We start from the raw sequence: 15,339 nt of genomic DNA on the forward strand, positions 1-15,339 counted from the left end.
CGCCGCCCGGCGGGCAGGCCGGCCGCAGACGCAGGCGGGCCTCTGAGGACGGACAATCGTGACGCAACTCAACGAACTCACCCTCGCCGAGGCGCGCGACGGCCTGAAGGCCAAGGATTTCTCTGCGCGCGAGCTGACGCAGGCCCATATCGAGGCCCTCGAGAAGGCGCGCGTGCTCAACGCCTATCTTCTGGAGACGCCCGAGCGCGCCCTCGCGATGGCCGATGTCTCGGACGCCAAGATCGCGGCGGGCGAGGGGCGCCCCCTCGAGGGGCTGCCGCTCGGCATCAAGGACCTGTTCTGCACCCACGGCGTCCACACGACCGCAGGCTCGAAGATCCTCGAAGGCTTCGAGCCGCACTACGAATCCGCCGTCACCCACAATCTCTGGCGCGACGGCGCCGTGATGCTCGGCAAGCTCAATCTCGACGAGTTCGCGATGGGCTCCTCGAACGAGACCAGCGCCTACGGCAACGTGATCTCGCCCTGGCGGCGGAACGGCTCCGACGCGCCGATCGTGCCGGGCGGCTCCTCGGGCGGCTCGGCCGCGGCGGTGGCGGCCCATCTCTGCCTCGGCGCGACGGCGACCGACACCGGCGGCTCGATCCGCCAGCCCGCGGCCTTCACGGGCACGGTCGGCATCAAGCCGACCTACGGGCGCTGCTCGCGCTGGGGCACGGTGGCCTTCGCCTCCTCCCTCGATCAGGCCGGCCCGATCGCCCGCACGGTCCGCGACTGCGCGGTCCTGCTCGGCTCGATGTCCGGCCCGGATAGCCGCGACACGACCTGCGTCGACCTGCCGGTGCCCGACTTCGAGGCCGCCGTCTCGCGCGGCGTGAAGGGCCTCACCATCGGCATCCCGAAGGAGTACCGGGTCGACGGCATGCCCGCCGAGATCCAGCGTCTCTGGGACCAGGGCGCGGAATGGCTGCGCGCGGCGGGCGCCGAGATCCGGGAGATCTCGCTGCCGCACACGCAATACGCGCTGCCGGCCTATTACATCGTGGCGCCGGCCGAGGCCTCCTCGAACCTCGCCCGCTACGACGGCGTCCGCTACGGCCTGCGCGTGCCGGGCAAGGATATCGTCGGGATGTACGAGAACACCCGCGCCGCCGGCTTCGGCCGCGAGGTCAAGCGGCGCATCATGATCGGCACCTACGTGCTGTCGGCCGGCTATTACGACGCCTATTACGTGCGCGCCCAGAAGATCCGCACCCTGATCAAGCGCGACTTCGAGGCGGCCTACGAAGCGGGGGTGGACGCGATCCTGACCCCGGCGACGCCGTCCGCCGCCTTCGGCGTCGGCGAGAAGGCCTCGGCCGATCCGGTCGAGATGTACCTCAACGACGTCTTCACGGTGACCGTGAACATGGCGGGGCTTCCCGGCATCGCGGTCCCGGCCGGCATCGACGCGCAGGGCCTGCCGCTCGGCTTGCAGCTGATCGGCCGGCCCTTCGACGAGGAGACGCTGTTCGCGACCGCGCAGGCGGTCGAGGACGCGGCCGGACGCATGAGCCTGCCGAAGGCATGGTGGGCGTGAGCGTCCCCTATTATCCCTGGACCGTCTGGATCTGGGCCGCGCTCGATCCCGTCCTCGTCGGCCTCGCCCTCTACCTCGGCTGGACGGCGAGTCAGTTCGGCAAGGTCTTCATCGCGGCGATCATCGCGCTCGCGGTCTCGGTGCTGGCCTCCTGGGCGATCTCGGCGGTCGGGATCCCGTGGCCGGCGCCGGTTAGCCACGACGGGCCGACCTTCTTCCCCGTGCGGACGATCGGCGCCCTCGTCTGGGCGAGCGCGGGTTTCGTCGCCCGCCGGGCGATCCGGCCGCACGCTTGACCCTCCGTGTCGGCGGCCCGTAACTGACCGCTTGAGCGGCCCCGACCCTTCACATCCGGCCCGGACGACCATGAACGCACCCGTGAATCCGAAGAAGCTGATCAAGGGCGGCCTGCACGACTGGGAGGTCGTGATCGGCATGGAGATCCACGCCCAGGTCACGAGCCGCTCGAAGCTGTTCTCGGGCGCCGCGACCGCCTTCGGGGCGGAGCCGAACGCCCACGTCTCGCTGGTCGACGCCGCGATGCCCGGCATGCTCCCCGTGATCAACGAGGAATGCGTGGCGCAGGCCATCCGCACCGGGCTCGGCCTCAAGGCCAGGATCAACCTGCGCTCGGTGTTCGACCGCAAGAACTACTTCTATCCGGATCTGCCGCAGGGCTACCAGATCTCGCAGTACAAGGATCCGATCGTCGGTGAGGGCGAGGTTCTGGTCGACCTAGCCGACGGCGAGTCGATCACGGTGGGCATCGAGCGCCTGCATCTCGAGCAGGATGCCGGCAAGTCCCTGCACGACCAGAGCCCGAACCAGAGCTTCGTCGACCTGAACCGGTCCGGCGTCGCGCTGATGGAGATCGTCTCGCGGCCGGATCTCCGTTCCTCCGAGGAGGCGCGGGCCTACGTGACGAAGCTGCGCACCATCCTGCGCTATCTCGGCACCTGTGACGGCGACATGGAGAAGGGAAATCTGCGCGCCGACGTCAACGTCTCGGTGCGCCGCCCCGGCGACCCGCTCGGCACCCGCTGCGAGATCAAGAACGTCAACTCGATCCGCTTCATCGGCCAGGCCATCGAGACCGAAGCGCGCCGCCAGATCGCGATCCTGGAGGACGGCGGCAGAATCGACCAGGAGACCCGCCTGTTCGACCCCGGCAAGGGCGAGACTCGCTCGATGCGCTCGAAGGAAGAGGCGCATGATTACCGCTACTTCCCCGATCCCGACCTGCTGCCGCTCGAGTTCGAGCAGGCCTACGTGGACGATCTGGCCGAGGGTCTGCCGGAGCTGCCCGACGCCAAGAAGGCGCGATTCGTCTCGGAATTCGGCCTCTCCGCCTACGACGCGGGCGTGCTCGTCGCCGAGCGGGCCTCCGCCGATTATTACGAAGCCGTCGCGAAAGGGCGGGACGGCAAGGCCGCGGCGAACTGGGTGATCAACGAGCTGTTCGGTCGCCTCAACAAGGAGGGCCGGGGCATCGAGGAGACGCCGGTCTCGGCCGACCAGCTCGGTGCGATCATCGACCTGATTGGCGAGGGCGTGATCTCCGGCAAGATCGCCAAGGACCTGTTCGAGATCGTCTGGTCGGAGGGCGGCGACCCGCGCCGGATCGTCGAGTCGCGGGGCATGAAGCAGGTCACCGACACCGGCGCCATCGAGGCGGCGGTCGACGCGATCATCGCGCAGAATCCGGACAAGGTGGCCCAGGCGAAGGAGAAGCCGACCCTGCTCGGCTGGTTCGTCGGCCAGACCATGAAGGCCACCGGCGGCAAGGCGAACCCGGCCGCGGTGAACGCGCTGCTCAAGGCCAAGCTCGGGATCGAGTAGGCCCGTGGCAGGAGGCGCGTGAACGCTTAGGCACGCGAAAACGTCCCAGCCGCCGAGAGGCGGGGGCTGCGCGGTCATCGGTATCGTCGGGCTTGCCCGCGGGAACCGCGGCGGGGACGGCTTCAGGTGGGGCTGGTGCGTGTTCGAAGTCGCGCCGTTCCGGCCGCTTCTGCGCCCCTAGAGCCGTCTCCGTCCGGTTGTCTGTGTGGTCGCCACTAGGCTTCGGGCCAAACCGTTTCCGAAACCGTCCCTGCGGCACTCTGCTGAGGTGGCGTCATGCCCTTCTCCGTCAGCTTGATCTCACGGTCCGCCCCGGTTCAGTCGCATCGGGATCGCCCGCCCTGCGGACGACCCGCTCCCTGAGCGGCCAGTGCTTCCTTTCGCGAAGCACATGCGTAGCCTGCGAGCCTATTTCCGCTCCGTCAAGTCGAAAAATGCAGCGACGCTTCAAGTTTTGCGGCGCGTTTTCTCATTTCGCGCCGCACCTCGATCTTGCAAAAACTTGCGCCGATTTCGCGCTGCACTGCGAAGCTCGGGCATCTGAGCGTCAGCGAGCCGCGCTGCCCCGGCCGGGATCGCGGAGCCGGTTCCAGGTCGCGACGAGCCATTCGCGGCCGCGCGCACCCGCGTCGCCGAGCGAGACGGTGCAGGTCATGCCGGCGACGAGCGTGATCCCTTGCGGCACGTGGTCGATGCGGATGCGCACCGGCACCCGCTGCGCGAGGCGCACCCAGGTGTAGACCGGGTTGACCGAGGGCAGGCCCTGCGTGCTCGGGGCCGCGTTCGCGGTGCTGATGCCGAGCGTGATGCTTTCGACCGTCCCGCGCAGGCTCTCGCTGAAGCCCATCAGGACGGCTTCCGCCCGGTCGCCGACCTGGACATGGGCCATCTTCGTCTCCTCGAAATAGCCGTCGATCCAGAACGAATCGGTGTCGATCACGGCGATGTTGACGCTTCCCTTGGTGGCGTAGTCGCCGTCGCGCAGGAGGAGGTTGGTGACGCGGCCGTTGACCGGCGAGCGGACCTGCGTGCGCGCGAGGTTGATCTTCGCCTGTGAGAGCTGCGCCTTCGCGCTGTCGAGGGCCGCCTCCGCGATCTTGGCCGTGCCCTCGTATTGCTGCTTCTCCTCGATCGAGGTCGAGAGGGTGGTCAGTTGCTCGCGACGCTGCGCCTGCGTGCGCTTGACCTGAAGGTCGGCCTCCCGGTTCTTCAGCTCCGCCTCGGCCGAAGCGATCGCGACCTCGTAGTCGAACGGGTCGATCCGATAAAGGACGTCGCCCTGGCGCACGGTCTGATTGTCGGTGACGCGGAGTTCCACGATCTGGCCAGAGACCTGCGGCGCGACGCTCGCCACCTGAACGCGCACCTGCCCGTCGCGGGTCCAGGGTGCGGTGACGTAGTAGGACCAGACGAAGGCCGCCGCCGCCGCCGCGAAGGCGAGGACGAGGCCGGTGGCGGCGAGCCGCAGGACGCGGCCGAGCCGAACCCGACGACGGGCCGGCAGCATCGGCGCGTCGGAGGCGGGTGGGTCGACGGCGGCGAGCGAATCCGCCGCGCGGCCGGGTTTCGGATCGGGATCGGTCATCGGAACAGGGCGACCATCAGGGCGACGATGCAGATGTAGAGCCCGGCCTCGACGAGGGGTGGGTTTGCGACGTACCGGGCGAGGCGGATCCGTGCGAAGAGGGCGCGCAGGGCCACCAGGATGACGAGCGACGCGGCGGTATAGGCCACGAAGGGCGAGATCAGGATGCCGCCGAGGTCGAGATCGCGGTGCATGGCGGTCAGAGTCCCGGCAGGCCGAGGCGCCGCAGGAAGCGCCGATGGCGCTCGATGATGCGCGCGGCCGCGACGAGATCGCTCGTCGCGCGCGCGGCGGCGAGGACGGCCTCGGTCCCGCGCCCGCCGGCCGCGCGCAGCAGATCCCGGGCGGCGTCCGGGATCTCGGCCGCGGGCCCCTCGTCGAGGAGCAGCCGGGCCCGGATCGTGACCGGGCGCAGCGCCGGATCCGGCCAGAGCGCGCGCAGCTGCGCGTGGGCGCGGGCGGCGGAGGCTTCGAGATGCGCGATGGCGAAGGCGAGCTCCAGGCGGCGCCTGCGTACCGGCTCGGGGCCGGTGTTCACCTGCGCGTACTGGAAAAGCCTGTCGCTGTTGAGGCTGGTGCGGGTGGTGGCGTCGCCGCCCTCGCCGACGAGGGCGTCGCGCAGGTCCCACCGGCCCGCTTCGAAGGCGTAGCGGCGTGCCCGCTCCGGCGAGACCGGCAGGACGAGGCGCACGGTCAGCCAGAGGATGCCCGCGGAGAGGATCACGAGGAGCGCGTTCTGCAGGAAGACCTGCAGGTCGTAGACCTGGGGATTGGCCGGCGCCACGAGGACGGGGAAGAACACGAGCAGGATGAAGCCGACGCCGAAGGTCGCCGGCCGCAGGCTGAGGAAGCAGGCGAGGAAGATCACCGGCGCCATCGCAATGGCAAGCAGTGGAAAGCCCTGGCCGCCCGCCAGCACGAGGAAGAGCACGATCCCGGCGAAGGCCGAGGCGAGGCTCATGCCGATGAGGACGCCGTTGGCGAACTTCTTCGGGTCGGGATTGAGGGCGGAGAGGGCGCCCGTCGCCGCGACTTGGACCAGGGCGAAGGAGGTGGCGGGCCAGCCGGCGAAGACGAAGAGCAGGCAGGTGAGACCGAAGGTGAGGGCGATGCGGGCGGCGGCGCGCAGAGCCACGGCGAAGTCGCGATGCGTCGGCAGGCTCACGTCGCGCAGCGGCCGATACCCCTCGCTCAAGGAGCCGAGCCCGTCGCGGGCGAAGTCGAGAGCGCGGGCGAGGTCGAGGGCGCGCTGGAGGGCGACCACCTCGTCGACGTCGGGCTCGTCCTGCGCCACAGCGGCCACCAGGAGGCTGCAGAGACGGGCGCGGGCCTCCGCTAGGGCCTCAGCGCCGGGGCGGCCCTCGCCCCCCGTCAGGTCCGCGCAGATCGCGCGGGCCTCCTCGACTGCCGGCGTCGGCGTGCCCATCCATCGGATCGCGGTGGCGAAGGTGCGGGCACGCGCGGCGACCGCGTAGAGCGCCGCGATGGCGCTTCGGGCCCCCGCGGCCCGCTGCGGCCCGTCGTCGAGCTCGCCCGCGATCGCGCCCGCGTCGGCCCGCAGGGGGGCGATGGCGCTGATCTGGGCAAGCGCCACCTCCGGTCCCGGATCGCCCCGCGTCAGGCAGGCATGCGCGAAGGCCGTGGTGCGATCACGGACGTCCGACAGGCTCGCCCGCAGGGAGCGCCACGTCGTGGGCGAAGCGAGGGCGTCGTTGATGAAGGTGATGGCGACGATGCCGACTGTGATCGCGGCCACCCGGGAGATCGCCGAGTCGAACACGTTCTGCGGGGTGTCGATGTTGGCGACCGCGATGATCGCGACCGTGTAGCCCGACAGCATCGCCCCGTAGGCGCGGGTATCCTGGAGGAAGTTCGCCACGAAGACGCAGAGCGAGAGCCAAAGCGCGAAGCTGACGAGGAGCAGCACGCGGTCCTGTCCGAAGGCGGCGACGAGCAGGATCGCCAGGGCGGCGCCCACGAGGGTGCCGAGGAAGCGGTAGAGCGCTTTCGACAGGGCCTGCCCGCGCTTCGGCTGGGCGAGGATCGCCACGCAGACGGCGGCCGACGACGCGCTCTCGAGCTGTAGCCAGAAGGCCGCGTAGAGCGCCAGCATCATGGCGAGCCAGATCCGCAGGGCGAAGGCCCAGGCCGAGGGGGCCGGCACCACGGCCTCGATCCGGTCGAGCCAGCGGTCGAAGCGGGTGGGGATGGGTGCGACGGCCGCGCTCATCCGACGATCCCGGAAGGCCGGCACCCGGATGGAGGGCCACACGACGGATCACCGCTCCGCCCCTTGCCCAGGCGGGCGTGGGGGCAGGGCGCTGACATCGATGCGCTGGCGTGAGACGTCATCGCCGGCACCCATTCCCGCACGGTCACACGTCCCTCGGGTCGAGCGGAGCGTCCTCGGCAAGCCCCGCCACCCGCGCCTGCCAGAGGCAGAGGAGCGGGGTCAGAACCAGCTCGACGCCGAGGGCGGCGAGCATGGTGAGGGAGGGCAGGCCGGTCAAATAGAGGCCGAGCAGCCGCGCGAGGCCGCCGAGCACCACGACCAGGGTGAGGAAGCGGAACAGCCGGGTCTTGCCCGCGATGTCTGGCACGCAGGACCAGAACAGGAGGCCGATGCCGGTGAGCAGCCCCGACAGGTAGCGGAAATGGCTGTCGGCCGAGACGTTCTCGACCCCGCCCGCGATGCCGTTCACCCCGAACAGCACCCCGTAGAGCCCCGCCGTGACGGGGATCAGGGCCGCCACCGCCACCACGCGTTGAAGGGCCCGCCGCTCGTCCATCATCCGCCGCAGGCTCCTCGATTCCCGTGCGGGCGGAGAACCCGCGGGAACGCCCGTGGTTCGCGCGCCGTCCCGCTCAGGCCTTCTGCTGCTTCAGGCGCTTCACGCACTTGCTGAAATATTGCGGCCATTTCGGCCCCTGCGCAGCCTTCTCGGTCGCCGACAGGCCGCGCCACTCGGCGCCACACTTCTTCTGGCGCTCGCGGGCCGCGCTCTGGCCGGGCGTGATCTCCTTGGCCGCGGGCTCGGCCGCGGACGGCTTCGCCGCGGGCGCTTCCCGGGCGAGGGCGGGCTGAGCGAGGCAGAGCGGCGCGGCGAGCACCGCGACGGCGAGACGTGAGAGCATAGTGGGATCCCCGGCCTTTCGGCGCCGGCCGCGAGCGTGGCCGTGCGCGGTGCCATCTCAGCGGCATTGCAGGCACGGGGCAAGTGGGTCCGCGAGCGATACGGCGCCTCTCCACCGCGCGGGGCCGACGATCTCGCGATCGTGACGAGGATCGGCGCGACCCTTGAGACAGGGCCCGATTCCGGGCTAGCTGCGAGCGCCCGCGCGGGGCACGATCCCTGCGACGCGGGGCGCGGGAATCCGGCAGGAGCAGGCGACATGGCCGCCGTCACGGGCACATCCATCGACGTCCACACCTGGAGCACGCCGAACGGCTGGAAGATCCCGATCATGCTGGAGGAATGCGGGCTTCCCTACCGGGTGGTGCCCGTGAACATCGGTAAGGGCGAGCAGATGGCGCCCGACTTCCTGCGAATCTCGCCGAACAACAAGATACCGGCGATCGTCGACCCGGACGGGCCGGGGGCCGAGCCGATCACGATCTTCGAATCGGGCGCGATCCTGCAGTATCTCGGCCGCAAGACCGGCCTGTTCTACCCGGCGGACGAGCGGGCGCGCGTGGCCGTTGACGAATGGCTGTTCTGGCAGGTGGGCGGCTTCGGCCCGATGCTCGGCCAGGCGCACCATTTCCGGATCTACGCGCAGGAGAAGATCCCCTACGCGATCGAGCGCTTCACGGCGGAAGCGGACCGTCTCTACGGCGTGCTCGACCGGCGGCTGGCGGGGCGAGAGTATCTGGCCGGCGACTATTCCATCGCCGACATGGCCACGGTCACCTGGGCGAAGTTCCACGCGAAGCAGGGCATCGACGTCGTCGCACGACCGAACGTGAAGGCTTGGCTCGACCGCGTGCTGGCGCGGCCCGCGGTGCAGCGGGGACTGGCGGCGGTCTGAGAGACCCCTCGCCGCGCCGCAGATCCCAAGGCCTCGCCCGAGATCTGCCCTCCGCCCAGCCCTGCGCCCTCCCCGAACGGGGGAGGGCACCATCGTCTTACTCGGCGGACTTGTCGACCTTGGCGGCGGGCGCGGCCGGCTTCGCGGCGGGCTTCGGCGCCGGCTTGGCGGCCGCCTCCGGCGTCACCACCGCGGCCTGCTGGTTCACGTCCGGCACCTTGGTCCAGGTCTGCGAGCCGCAGAGCACCTTGAGCAGGCAGCCCGTGACGCTGAGCTCGTTCCCGCTCTCGCGCTCCAGGCTGACCTGATAGGTCTTGCCCTCGTCGGCGTTGTAGATCTCGCCTGAGAACTTGGCCTCGTCGGGCTTCAGCCCGTCGATGAGCTGCAGGCCGATGATCGGGCGCGAGCGCTTCTTGGGGTCGGGGTTCTTCAGGTCCGTGCGGGGCGCGCCCGCATCCGTGTTCGGCACCTTGAGCCAGACCACCTTGCCGCAGACATTCGTCTGAGCCGGTCCGCAGCGGTCGAGGCGGATCTTCGCCCGGCCGTCCTCCGTCAGCCAGGTGCCCGAAGGGTCCTTGGCCGTGTCGGCCTGTGCCCCCGCGATACCGGCGAGAATGAGGGCGGACGAGAGGGCGATGCGCATGTCCTGGTCTCCTGGGCTGGCGCCTGCGCGCAGGCTGGGCGGGAGGGGGAGAGGTCGGAGACGCAATCAACTGTGGCTTTCTGGCGATTTTTCGGCAGTGTTGCGGCAGCGCCATATTCCCGATTGCCCGAATGTGCGGGCGCCTCCCGCACGGGCTCGGCGCGGGCTCGGGTTGAGAGCGCGCACCGCCACCGCTATAAGCCCGGCGCCGAAGCGGTTTTCCCGCGCCTGCACATTTCCCGAGACTGAAACCCGGACGGATCATGGCCACCGAGCGCACCTTCTCCATCCTCAAGCCCGACGCGACGAAGCGGAACCTCACCGGCGCCGTGAACGCCGTGATCGAGGAAGCGGGCCTGCGCATCGTGGGCCAGCGCCGCATCCAGATGAGCCGGGCGCAGGCGGAAAAGTTCTACGAGGTGCACAAGGAGCGCCCCTTCTTCGGCGAGCTCGTCGAGTTCATGACCTCGGGCCCGGTCGTCGTGCAGGTCCTCGAAGGCGATAACGCGGTGGCGAAGTACCGCGAGGTGATGGGCGCGACGAACCCGGCCCAGGCCGCCGAGGGTACGATCCGCAAGAAGTTCGCCCAATCCGTCGGCGAGAACACGGTGCACGGCTCGGACAGCGCCGAGAACGCGCAAATCGAGATCGCGCAGTTCTTCCAGGACAGCGACATCGCCGGCTGATGCCGCACCGGCCGGCGGTCCTCGGTGACCGCCGGGCCACACCCCGGCGCCTTCGGCGACGCAGTTTCGCCGGATCTCACGATGGGGATCCGGTGTGGCCAGAGCGCCCTTGACGGGGCGGGGCGGCGGGGAGTCCAACGGCGAAGGTTCCACGCGCCTGCCAACGGACTCATCCCACCATGACGCGCCGCTTCTCCATGCTGATCGCCGCCAGCCTGCTCGCGCTCGGCGCGACTGCCGCTCTCGCCGGCGGCTCTTCGGCTCCCTTCGAGCAGTACCAGCCCGACCCGGCGCTCCGCACGGCCCCGAAGGCCAATCTCGAGAGCCGGGTGCGCCACGCCTGCGCGGTGATCCAGGCCCGCATGACGAGCGCGACGGAAGCCTCGCTGGAGCGCCCCTGCGGCTGCTACGCCAAGCAGACACTGCGCACCCTCGACGAATCCGAGATCGAGGCCTACCGCACCACCGGCTACTTCAACGATTCGGCCCGTGCGAAGGCCCTCTCCGCGCTCGATTCCTGCAAGCTGCAGCGCCCGGTCTGACGCTCGGCGCCTCCTCCCCGCGACGGGAGGAGGCATCCTCGCCTCTACACCGCGAGGCTGAGCAGGGCGCCCTGCGCCCGTGGCACGGCCTCGTCGAACGCGACCCGCCCCTCGTCCAGGCGGGCCCGTCCGCCCGCCACCAGGGCCAGCGCCGCCGGGTAGAGCCGGTGCTCCTCGACGATCACGCGCGCGGCGAGGCTGTCGGCATCGTCGCCCGGGTGCACCGGAACGGCCGCCTGCGCCACGATCGGCCCCGCATCGAGCTCCGGCACCACGTAATGCACGGTGCAGCCGTGCAGCCGCACACCGGCCGCGAGCGCCTGCTCGTGCGTGTGCGTGCCCCGGAACAGGGGCAGGAGTGACGGGTGGATGTTGAGCATCCGGCCCGACCACGCCTCGACGAAGCCCGGCGTGAAGATCCGCATGAAGCCCGCTAAGCAGACGAGCTCGATGTTCTCCGCCGCGAGCTCCGCCTGAAGCGCGGCGTCGAAGCTCGCCCGGTCGGGATAGGCCCGGTGGTCGATCGCGCGGGCCGGGATGCCGGCCGCTGAGGCGCGGGCGAGGCCCGCGGCCTCGGGCCGGTTCGCCAGGACGAGCACGATCTCGGCCGGAAAGTCGGGCGCCTCAGCGGCCTCGATCAGCGAGACCATGTTCGAGCCGCGTCCCGAGATCAGGATCGCGACGCGGGTCTTCCGGACGGTCTCCATCAGAATGCGAGGGCGCCGATGAAGGTGACGGGCTCCGGGCCCCGTTCGGTGATCCGGCCGAGGCGCACCGGCGCTTCGCCGGCCGATCCCAGGGCCTCCACCGCAGCGTCCGCCCGGCCGGCCTCGGCCACGACGACCATGCCGATGCCGCAATTGAAGGTGCGCAGCATCTCGGGCTCGGACACGCCACCCTCGCGGGCGAGCCAGCCGAAGACCGGCGGGGGCGCGACCGCGGAGAGGTCGATCTCGATGCCGATCCCATCCGGGAGAACGCGGGGCAGGTTGTCCGGGAAGCCGCCGCCCGTGATGTGGGCGAGCGCCTTGATCCCGTCGGTCGCCGCGAGGGCGGCCAGCAGCGGCTTCACGTAGATCCGGGTCGGCTCGAGGAGCGCCTCGCCGAGGCTGAGCCCCTGCGCGAAGGGCGCGGGCGCGTCCCAGGACAGGCCGGTCTTCGCCACGATCCGGCGCACCAGCGAGAAGCCGTTCGAGTGCACGCCGGAGGAACGCAGGCCGAGCACGACGTCGCCCGGGACGATGCCGTCGCGCGGCAGCAATGTGCCGCGCTCGGCCGCGCCTACGGCGAAGCCCGCGAGGTCGTAATCCCCGCCCGCGTAGAGGCCCGGCATCTCGGCGGTCTCGCCGCCGATCAGCGCGCATCCGGCCTGCCGGCAGCCCTCGGCGATGCCCCGTACGATGTCGGCGCCGATTCCGGGCACGAGCTTTCCGGTGGCGTAGTAATCGAGGAAGAAGAGCGGCTCGGCGCCCTGGACGATGATGTCGTTGACGCACATCGCCACGAGATCGATGCCGATCGTCGTGTGGCGCCCGGTCTCGATCGCGATCTTGACCTTGGTGCCGACGCCGTCGTTCGCCGCCACCAGGATCGGGTCCTTGAAGCCCGCGGCCCTCAGGTCGAACAGGCCACCGAAACCGCCGATCTCGGCATCCGCCCCGGGCCGGCGCGTCGTCCGCACCAGCGGCTTGATCGTCTCGACCATGGCGTTGCCGGCGTCGATGTCGACGCCCGCCTGCGCGTAGGTCAGCCCCTTGTCCGTCATGCTCGCTCGTCCCAGCCGCGATCTCGCGGTTCCTCTACCGGGTTGCGGCGGGAAGGGCGAGTCGGCCTCGCATGTCGCGGGCCGATCGGGCTTCTGCATCGCGTCCGCCGGATGCTAGCAGGGCAGAAGCGCCGGCAGCTGAAGCGGGCTGCGCGAGCCCGACCCGGTCCCCATGACCCTCCCGAACCTCATCACCCTCGGCCGCCTCGTCCTCGTTCCGGTCATCCTCGTGCTGATCGGGCAGGGGGCCTGGGGCGCGGCGCTCGCCGTCTTCGTCGTGGCGGGGGCCTCGGACGCGCTCGACGGCTTCCTCGCCAAGCGCTTCGGGATGGAGAGCGCGCTGGGCGCGCTCCTCGACCCGCTCGCCGACAAGGCGCTCCTCGTCTCCGTCTTCGTATCGCTCGCCACCGTCGGCGCGCTGCCGGTCTGGCTCGTCGCCGTAGTGATCGCGCGCGATCTCTTGATTGTCGCGGCGGTCGGCCTCGCCTGGGTCAGCGGGCGACGCTTCGCGATCAAACCGCTCCTCGTCGGCAAGCTCAACACGGCGGCGCAGATCGGCCTCGCCACCCTCGTGCTCGTGGCCCATGCGGGCGGATGGTCGCTCGACGGCCTTGTAGCGCTCGTCTGCTGGCTCGTCGCCGGAACGAGCCTGCTCTCGCTCGCCGCCTACGCGCGGATCTGGCGGGATAGCGCGGCCGCGCCCCACCCGCGCCCTTGATCGGGCGCGGCTTCGTTCCCACTCTCGGCGCCGGTCGAAAGTGCAGGGACGGGCGGATGCGCGGCAGGACGTTGATCGGGCTCGGCGCGGCGCTCGTCCTGCTGATCCTCCTCTATCTGCTGCGCGACGTTCTGCTGCCCTTCGTCGCCGGCATCGCGCTGGCCTATCTGCTCGACCCGCTGGCCGATAGGCTGGAGCGGCTCGGCCTCGGGCGCCTCGCGGCGAGCCTGCTCATCCTCGCGCTCTTCGTCGTCGTCCTCGTGATCACGCTGCTGATCGTGGTGCCGCTCGCCGCGAACCAGATCGCCGCGCTGATCGCGACGCTGCCCGGCACCGTCTCGCGCCTGCAGGGAATCCTGGCCGAGCGGGTCGGGCCGCTCCTGCAGCGGATTGGCGGCACGGACGTGCTCTCCGAGCTGCAATCGTCGGTCGGCACGCTCGCCACGCAGGGCGGAGCGTGGCTCCTCGCCTTCCTGAAGTCGCTCTGGTCGGGCAGCCAGGCGCTGATCTCGATCGCCTCGCTCCTCGTCGTCACGCCGGTCGTCGCCTTCTACATCCTGGTCGACTGGGACCGGATGATTGCCAAGCTCGATTCCTGGGTGCCGCCACGCCACCGCCCGGTGGTGCGCCGCCTCGGCCGCGAGATCGACGGCGCGATCACCGGTTTCGTGCGCGGACAGACCCTCGTCTGCCTCATCCTCGGAACGTTCTACGCGGTGGGCCTCTGGCTCGTCGGGCTGAATTTCGGCGTGCTGATCGGGCTGATCGCCGGTTTCCTGACCTTCATACCCTATGTCGGCACGCTCACCGGGTTCCTGCTGTCGGTCGGCGTCGCCCTGGTGCAGTTCTGGCCGAACTCGGACTGGCTGCATATCGGGCTGACCGTCGGCGTGTTCCTCGTCGGCCAGTTCCTGGAAGGCAACATCATCTCGCCGAAGCTCGTCGGCGACTCGGTCGGCCTGCACCCAGTCTGGCTGATGTTCGCGCTCCTCGCCTTCGGCTCCCTGTTCGGCTTCGTCGGATTGCTGCTCGCCGTGCCGATCGCGGCCTCGATCGGTGTGATCGTGCGCTTCGCCATCGAGCGCTACCTGCAGAGCCGGCTCTACCACGCGGACGAGCCGTCCCTTCTGCCGCACCGGGATAGCATGCCGCCCTTGACGGGGTCGGTGCCGCGGCGAGACTAGAGCCCGCATGCGCGAGAACGCACCGCCCCGACAGCTCACCTTCGACCTGCCCCTCGACCCGCGCTACGGCCGCGAGGATTTCCTGGTGAGCCCCGCCAACGAGGCGGCCTACGCCCTGATCGAGGCGTGGCCCGACTGGCCCGACACGGTGCTCATCCTCACCGGACCCGCGGGCAGCGGCAAGAGCCACCTCGCCTCGATCTGGGCGACGCGGGCCCATGCCTGGACCGTTGCGGCGGCCGAGATCGGCGCGGCCTCGGTCACGCATCTCGTCTCGAACGGCGCCCTCGTCGTCGAGGATATCGACCGGGCGGACGGCCTCGACGAGGCTGCCCTGTTCCACCTGCTCAACCTCGCCCGCGAGCGGCGCTGCCCGGTGCTGATCACGAGCGCGCAAGCGGTCGATGCCCTCGGGATCCGGACGCCGGACCTGCGCTCGCGCCTGCGGCTTGCCCCCGGCGCCGGCATCCTGCCGCCGGACGACGCCCTGCTCAGGGCTGTGATCGTGAAGCTCTTCGTCGACCGGCAGCTCGTGGTGGATCTGAGCGTCGTCGACGCACTGGCGCTGCGCATCGACCGGTCGCTCGCCCGCGCCCGCGAGGTCGTGAGTGAGCTCGACCGGGATGCCCTCGGCCGGGGCCGCCGCATCACCCGGCCGCTGGCGCTCGCCGTGCTGGAGCGCCTCGGGATGCAGGAGGAGCCGGATTGATCCGGACGCTCCGCGTCTGCGAAATCGGCGCGGGTCGTCACGAAACTGTCAAATGAATGCGGGGCCCGCGTGGTAGTGCCCCCGGAAAGCGGCAAGCGG

At 70.5% G+C, this 15,339-nt stretch carries 17 protein-coding genes; 9 read left to right on the plus strand and 8 right to left on the minus strand.

The features are described 5' to 3' along the window. Positions 1-58: 58 nt before the first annotated feature. The 3 genes from gatA (at position 59) to gatB (ending at position 3,379) form a co-directional block, all read left to right on the plus strand. Positions 59-1,540 (plus strand): Asp-tRNA(Asn)/Glu-tRNA(Gln) amidotransferase subunit GatA, encoded by a 1,482-nt coding sequence (gene gatA / locus DK389_RS20385; RefSeq protein WP_109892286.1) that lies wholly within the window; start codon positions 59-61, stop codon positions 1,538-1,540. Then, positions 1,537-1,836 carry a hypothetical protein gene (locus tag DK389_RS20390; protein ID WP_109896656.1) on the plus strand — a complete coding sequence of 100 codons (300 nt, stop codon included), beginning with the start codon at positions 1,537-1,539 and terminating at the stop codon, positions 1,834-1,836. The genes gatA and DK389_RS20390 overlap by 4 nt, the downstream gene beginning before the upstream one ends. Before the next feature lie 70 nt (positions 1,837-1,906). Next, positions 1,907-3,379: an Asp-tRNA(Asn)/Glu-tRNA(Gln) amidotransferase subunit GatB gene (gatB, locus tag DK389_RS20395; RefSeq protein WP_109892288.1), complete on the plus strand. Its 1,473-nt coding sequence runs from the start codon at positions 1,907-1,909 to the stop codon at positions 3,377-3,379. 547 nt (positions 3,380-3,926) lie between these two features. Here gatB and DK389_RS20400 read toward each other — a convergent pair. The 5 genes from DK389_RS20400 to DK389_RS20420 all read right to left on the minus strand — a co-directional run bounded on the left by DK389_RS20400 (position 3,927) and on the right by DK389_RS20420 (position 8,099). Continuing rightward, entirely contained in the window at positions 3,927-4,964 is a 1,038-nt protein-coding gene (locus tag DK389_RS20400) for an efflux RND transporter periplasmic adaptor subunit (protein ID WP_109892290.1), read from the minus strand. Beyond that, positions 4,961-5,158, minus strand: coding sequence for a DUF1656 domain-containing protein (locus DK389_RS20405; protein ID WP_109892292.1), 198 nt, complete (start codon positions 5,156-5,158; stop codon positions 4,961-4,963). The genes DK389_RS20400 and DK389_RS20405 overlap by 4 nt, the downstream gene beginning before the upstream one ends. Positions 5,159-5,163: 5 nt before the next feature. Further along, positions 5,164-7,194, minus strand: coding sequence for an FUSC family protein (locus DK389_RS20410; protein WP_109892294.1), 2,031 nt, complete (start codon positions 7,192-7,194; stop codon positions 5,164-5,166). A gap of 145 nt (positions 7,195-7,339) precedes the next feature. Further along, the gene (locus DK389_RS20415) at positions 7,340-7,756 is read right to left on the minus strand and encodes a DUF4345 domain-containing protein (protein ID WP_109892296.1); all 417 of its coding nucleotides are present in this window, start codon (positions 7,754-7,756) and stop codon (positions 7,340-7,342) included. A gap of 73 nt (positions 7,757-7,829) precedes the next feature. After that, the gene (locus DK389_RS20420; protein ID WP_109892298.1) at positions 7,830-8,099 is read right to left on the minus strand and encodes a hypothetical protein; all 270 of its coding nucleotides are present in this window, start codon (positions 8,097-8,099) and stop codon (positions 7,830-7,832) included. 258 nt (positions 8,100-8,357) lie between these two features. Here DK389_RS20420 and DK389_RS20425 point away from each other — a divergent pair, with 258 nt between their 5' ends. Continuing rightward, complete coding sequence (locus DK389_RS20425; protein WP_109892300.1) at positions 8,358-8,993, plus strand: glutathione S-transferase N-terminal domain-containing protein; 636 nt, start codon at positions 8,358-8,360, stop codon at positions 8,991-8,993. 97 nt (positions 8,994-9,090) lie between these two features. On the opposite strand, the gene DK389_RS20430 is transcribed toward DK389_RS20425, so the two are convergent. Then, positions 9,091-9,636: a DUF2147 domain-containing protein gene (locus tag DK389_RS20430; RefSeq protein ID WP_109892302.1), complete on the minus strand. Its 546-nt coding sequence runs from the start codon at positions 9,634-9,636 to the stop codon at positions 9,091-9,093. 263 nt (positions 9,637-9,899) lie between these two features. On the opposite strand from DK389_RS20430, the gene ndk reads away from it, so the two are divergent. Both ndk and DK389_RS20440 read left to right on the plus strand, forming a co-directional pair. After that, positions 9,900-10,322: a nucleoside-diphosphate kinase gene (gene ndk / locus DK389_RS20435; protein WP_109892304.1), complete on the plus strand. Its 423-nt coding sequence runs from the start codon at positions 9,900-9,902 to the stop codon at positions 10,320-10,322. 179 nt (positions 10,323-10,501) lie between these two features. Then, a complete protein-coding gene (locus tag DK389_RS20440) occupies positions 10,502-10,864 on the plus strand; it encodes a hypothetical protein (RefSeq protein WP_109892306.1) in 363 nt (120 codons plus the stop codon). A gap of 44 nt (positions 10,865-10,908) precedes the next feature. On the opposite strand, the gene purN is transcribed toward DK389_RS20440, so the two are convergent. Continuing rightward, entirely contained in the window at positions 10,909-11,571 is a 663-nt protein-coding gene (gene purN, locus DK389_RS20445; RefSeq protein ID WP_109892308.1) for a phosphoribosylglycinamide formyltransferase, read from the minus strand. After that, positions 11,571-12,629: a phosphoribosylformylglycinamidine cyclo-ligase gene (gene purM, locus DK389_RS20450; protein ID WP_109892310.1), complete on the minus strand. Its 1,059-nt coding sequence runs from the start codon at positions 12,627-12,629 to the stop codon at positions 11,571-11,573. The genes purN and purM overlap by 1 nt, the downstream gene beginning before the upstream one ends. A gap of 172 nt (positions 12,630-12,801) precedes the next feature. On the opposite strand from purM, the gene DK389_RS20455 reads away from it, so the two are divergent. Genes DK389_RS20455 through DK389_RS20465 form a run of 3 tightly spaced genes read left to right on the plus strand, consistent with a single transcriptional unit; the run spans position 12,802 to position 15,240 of the window. Continuing rightward, a complete protein-coding gene (locus tag DK389_RS20455) occupies positions 12,802-13,347 on the plus strand; it encodes a CDP-alcohol phosphatidyltransferase family protein (protein WP_109892312.1) in 546 nt (181 codons plus the stop codon). A 56-nt stretch (positions 13,348-13,403) separates the two neighbouring features. After that, positions 13,404-14,531 (plus strand): AI-2E family transporter, encoded by a 1,128-nt coding sequence (locus tag DK389_RS20460; protein WP_109892314.1) that lies wholly within the window; start codon positions 13,404-13,406, stop codon positions 14,529-14,531. 7 nt (positions 14,532-14,538) lie between these two features. Next, a complete protein-coding gene (locus tag DK389_RS20465; protein ID WP_109892316.1) occupies positions 14,539-15,240 on the plus strand; it encodes a P-loop NTPase family protein in 702 nt (233 codons plus the stop codon). Positions 15,241-15,339: the final 99 nt, after the last annotated feature.

Source organism: Methylobacterium durans (assembly GCF_003173715.1).
Lineage (GTDB): Bacteria > Pseudomonadota > Alphaproteobacteria > Rhizobiales > Beijerinckiaceae > Methylobacterium > Methylobacterium durans.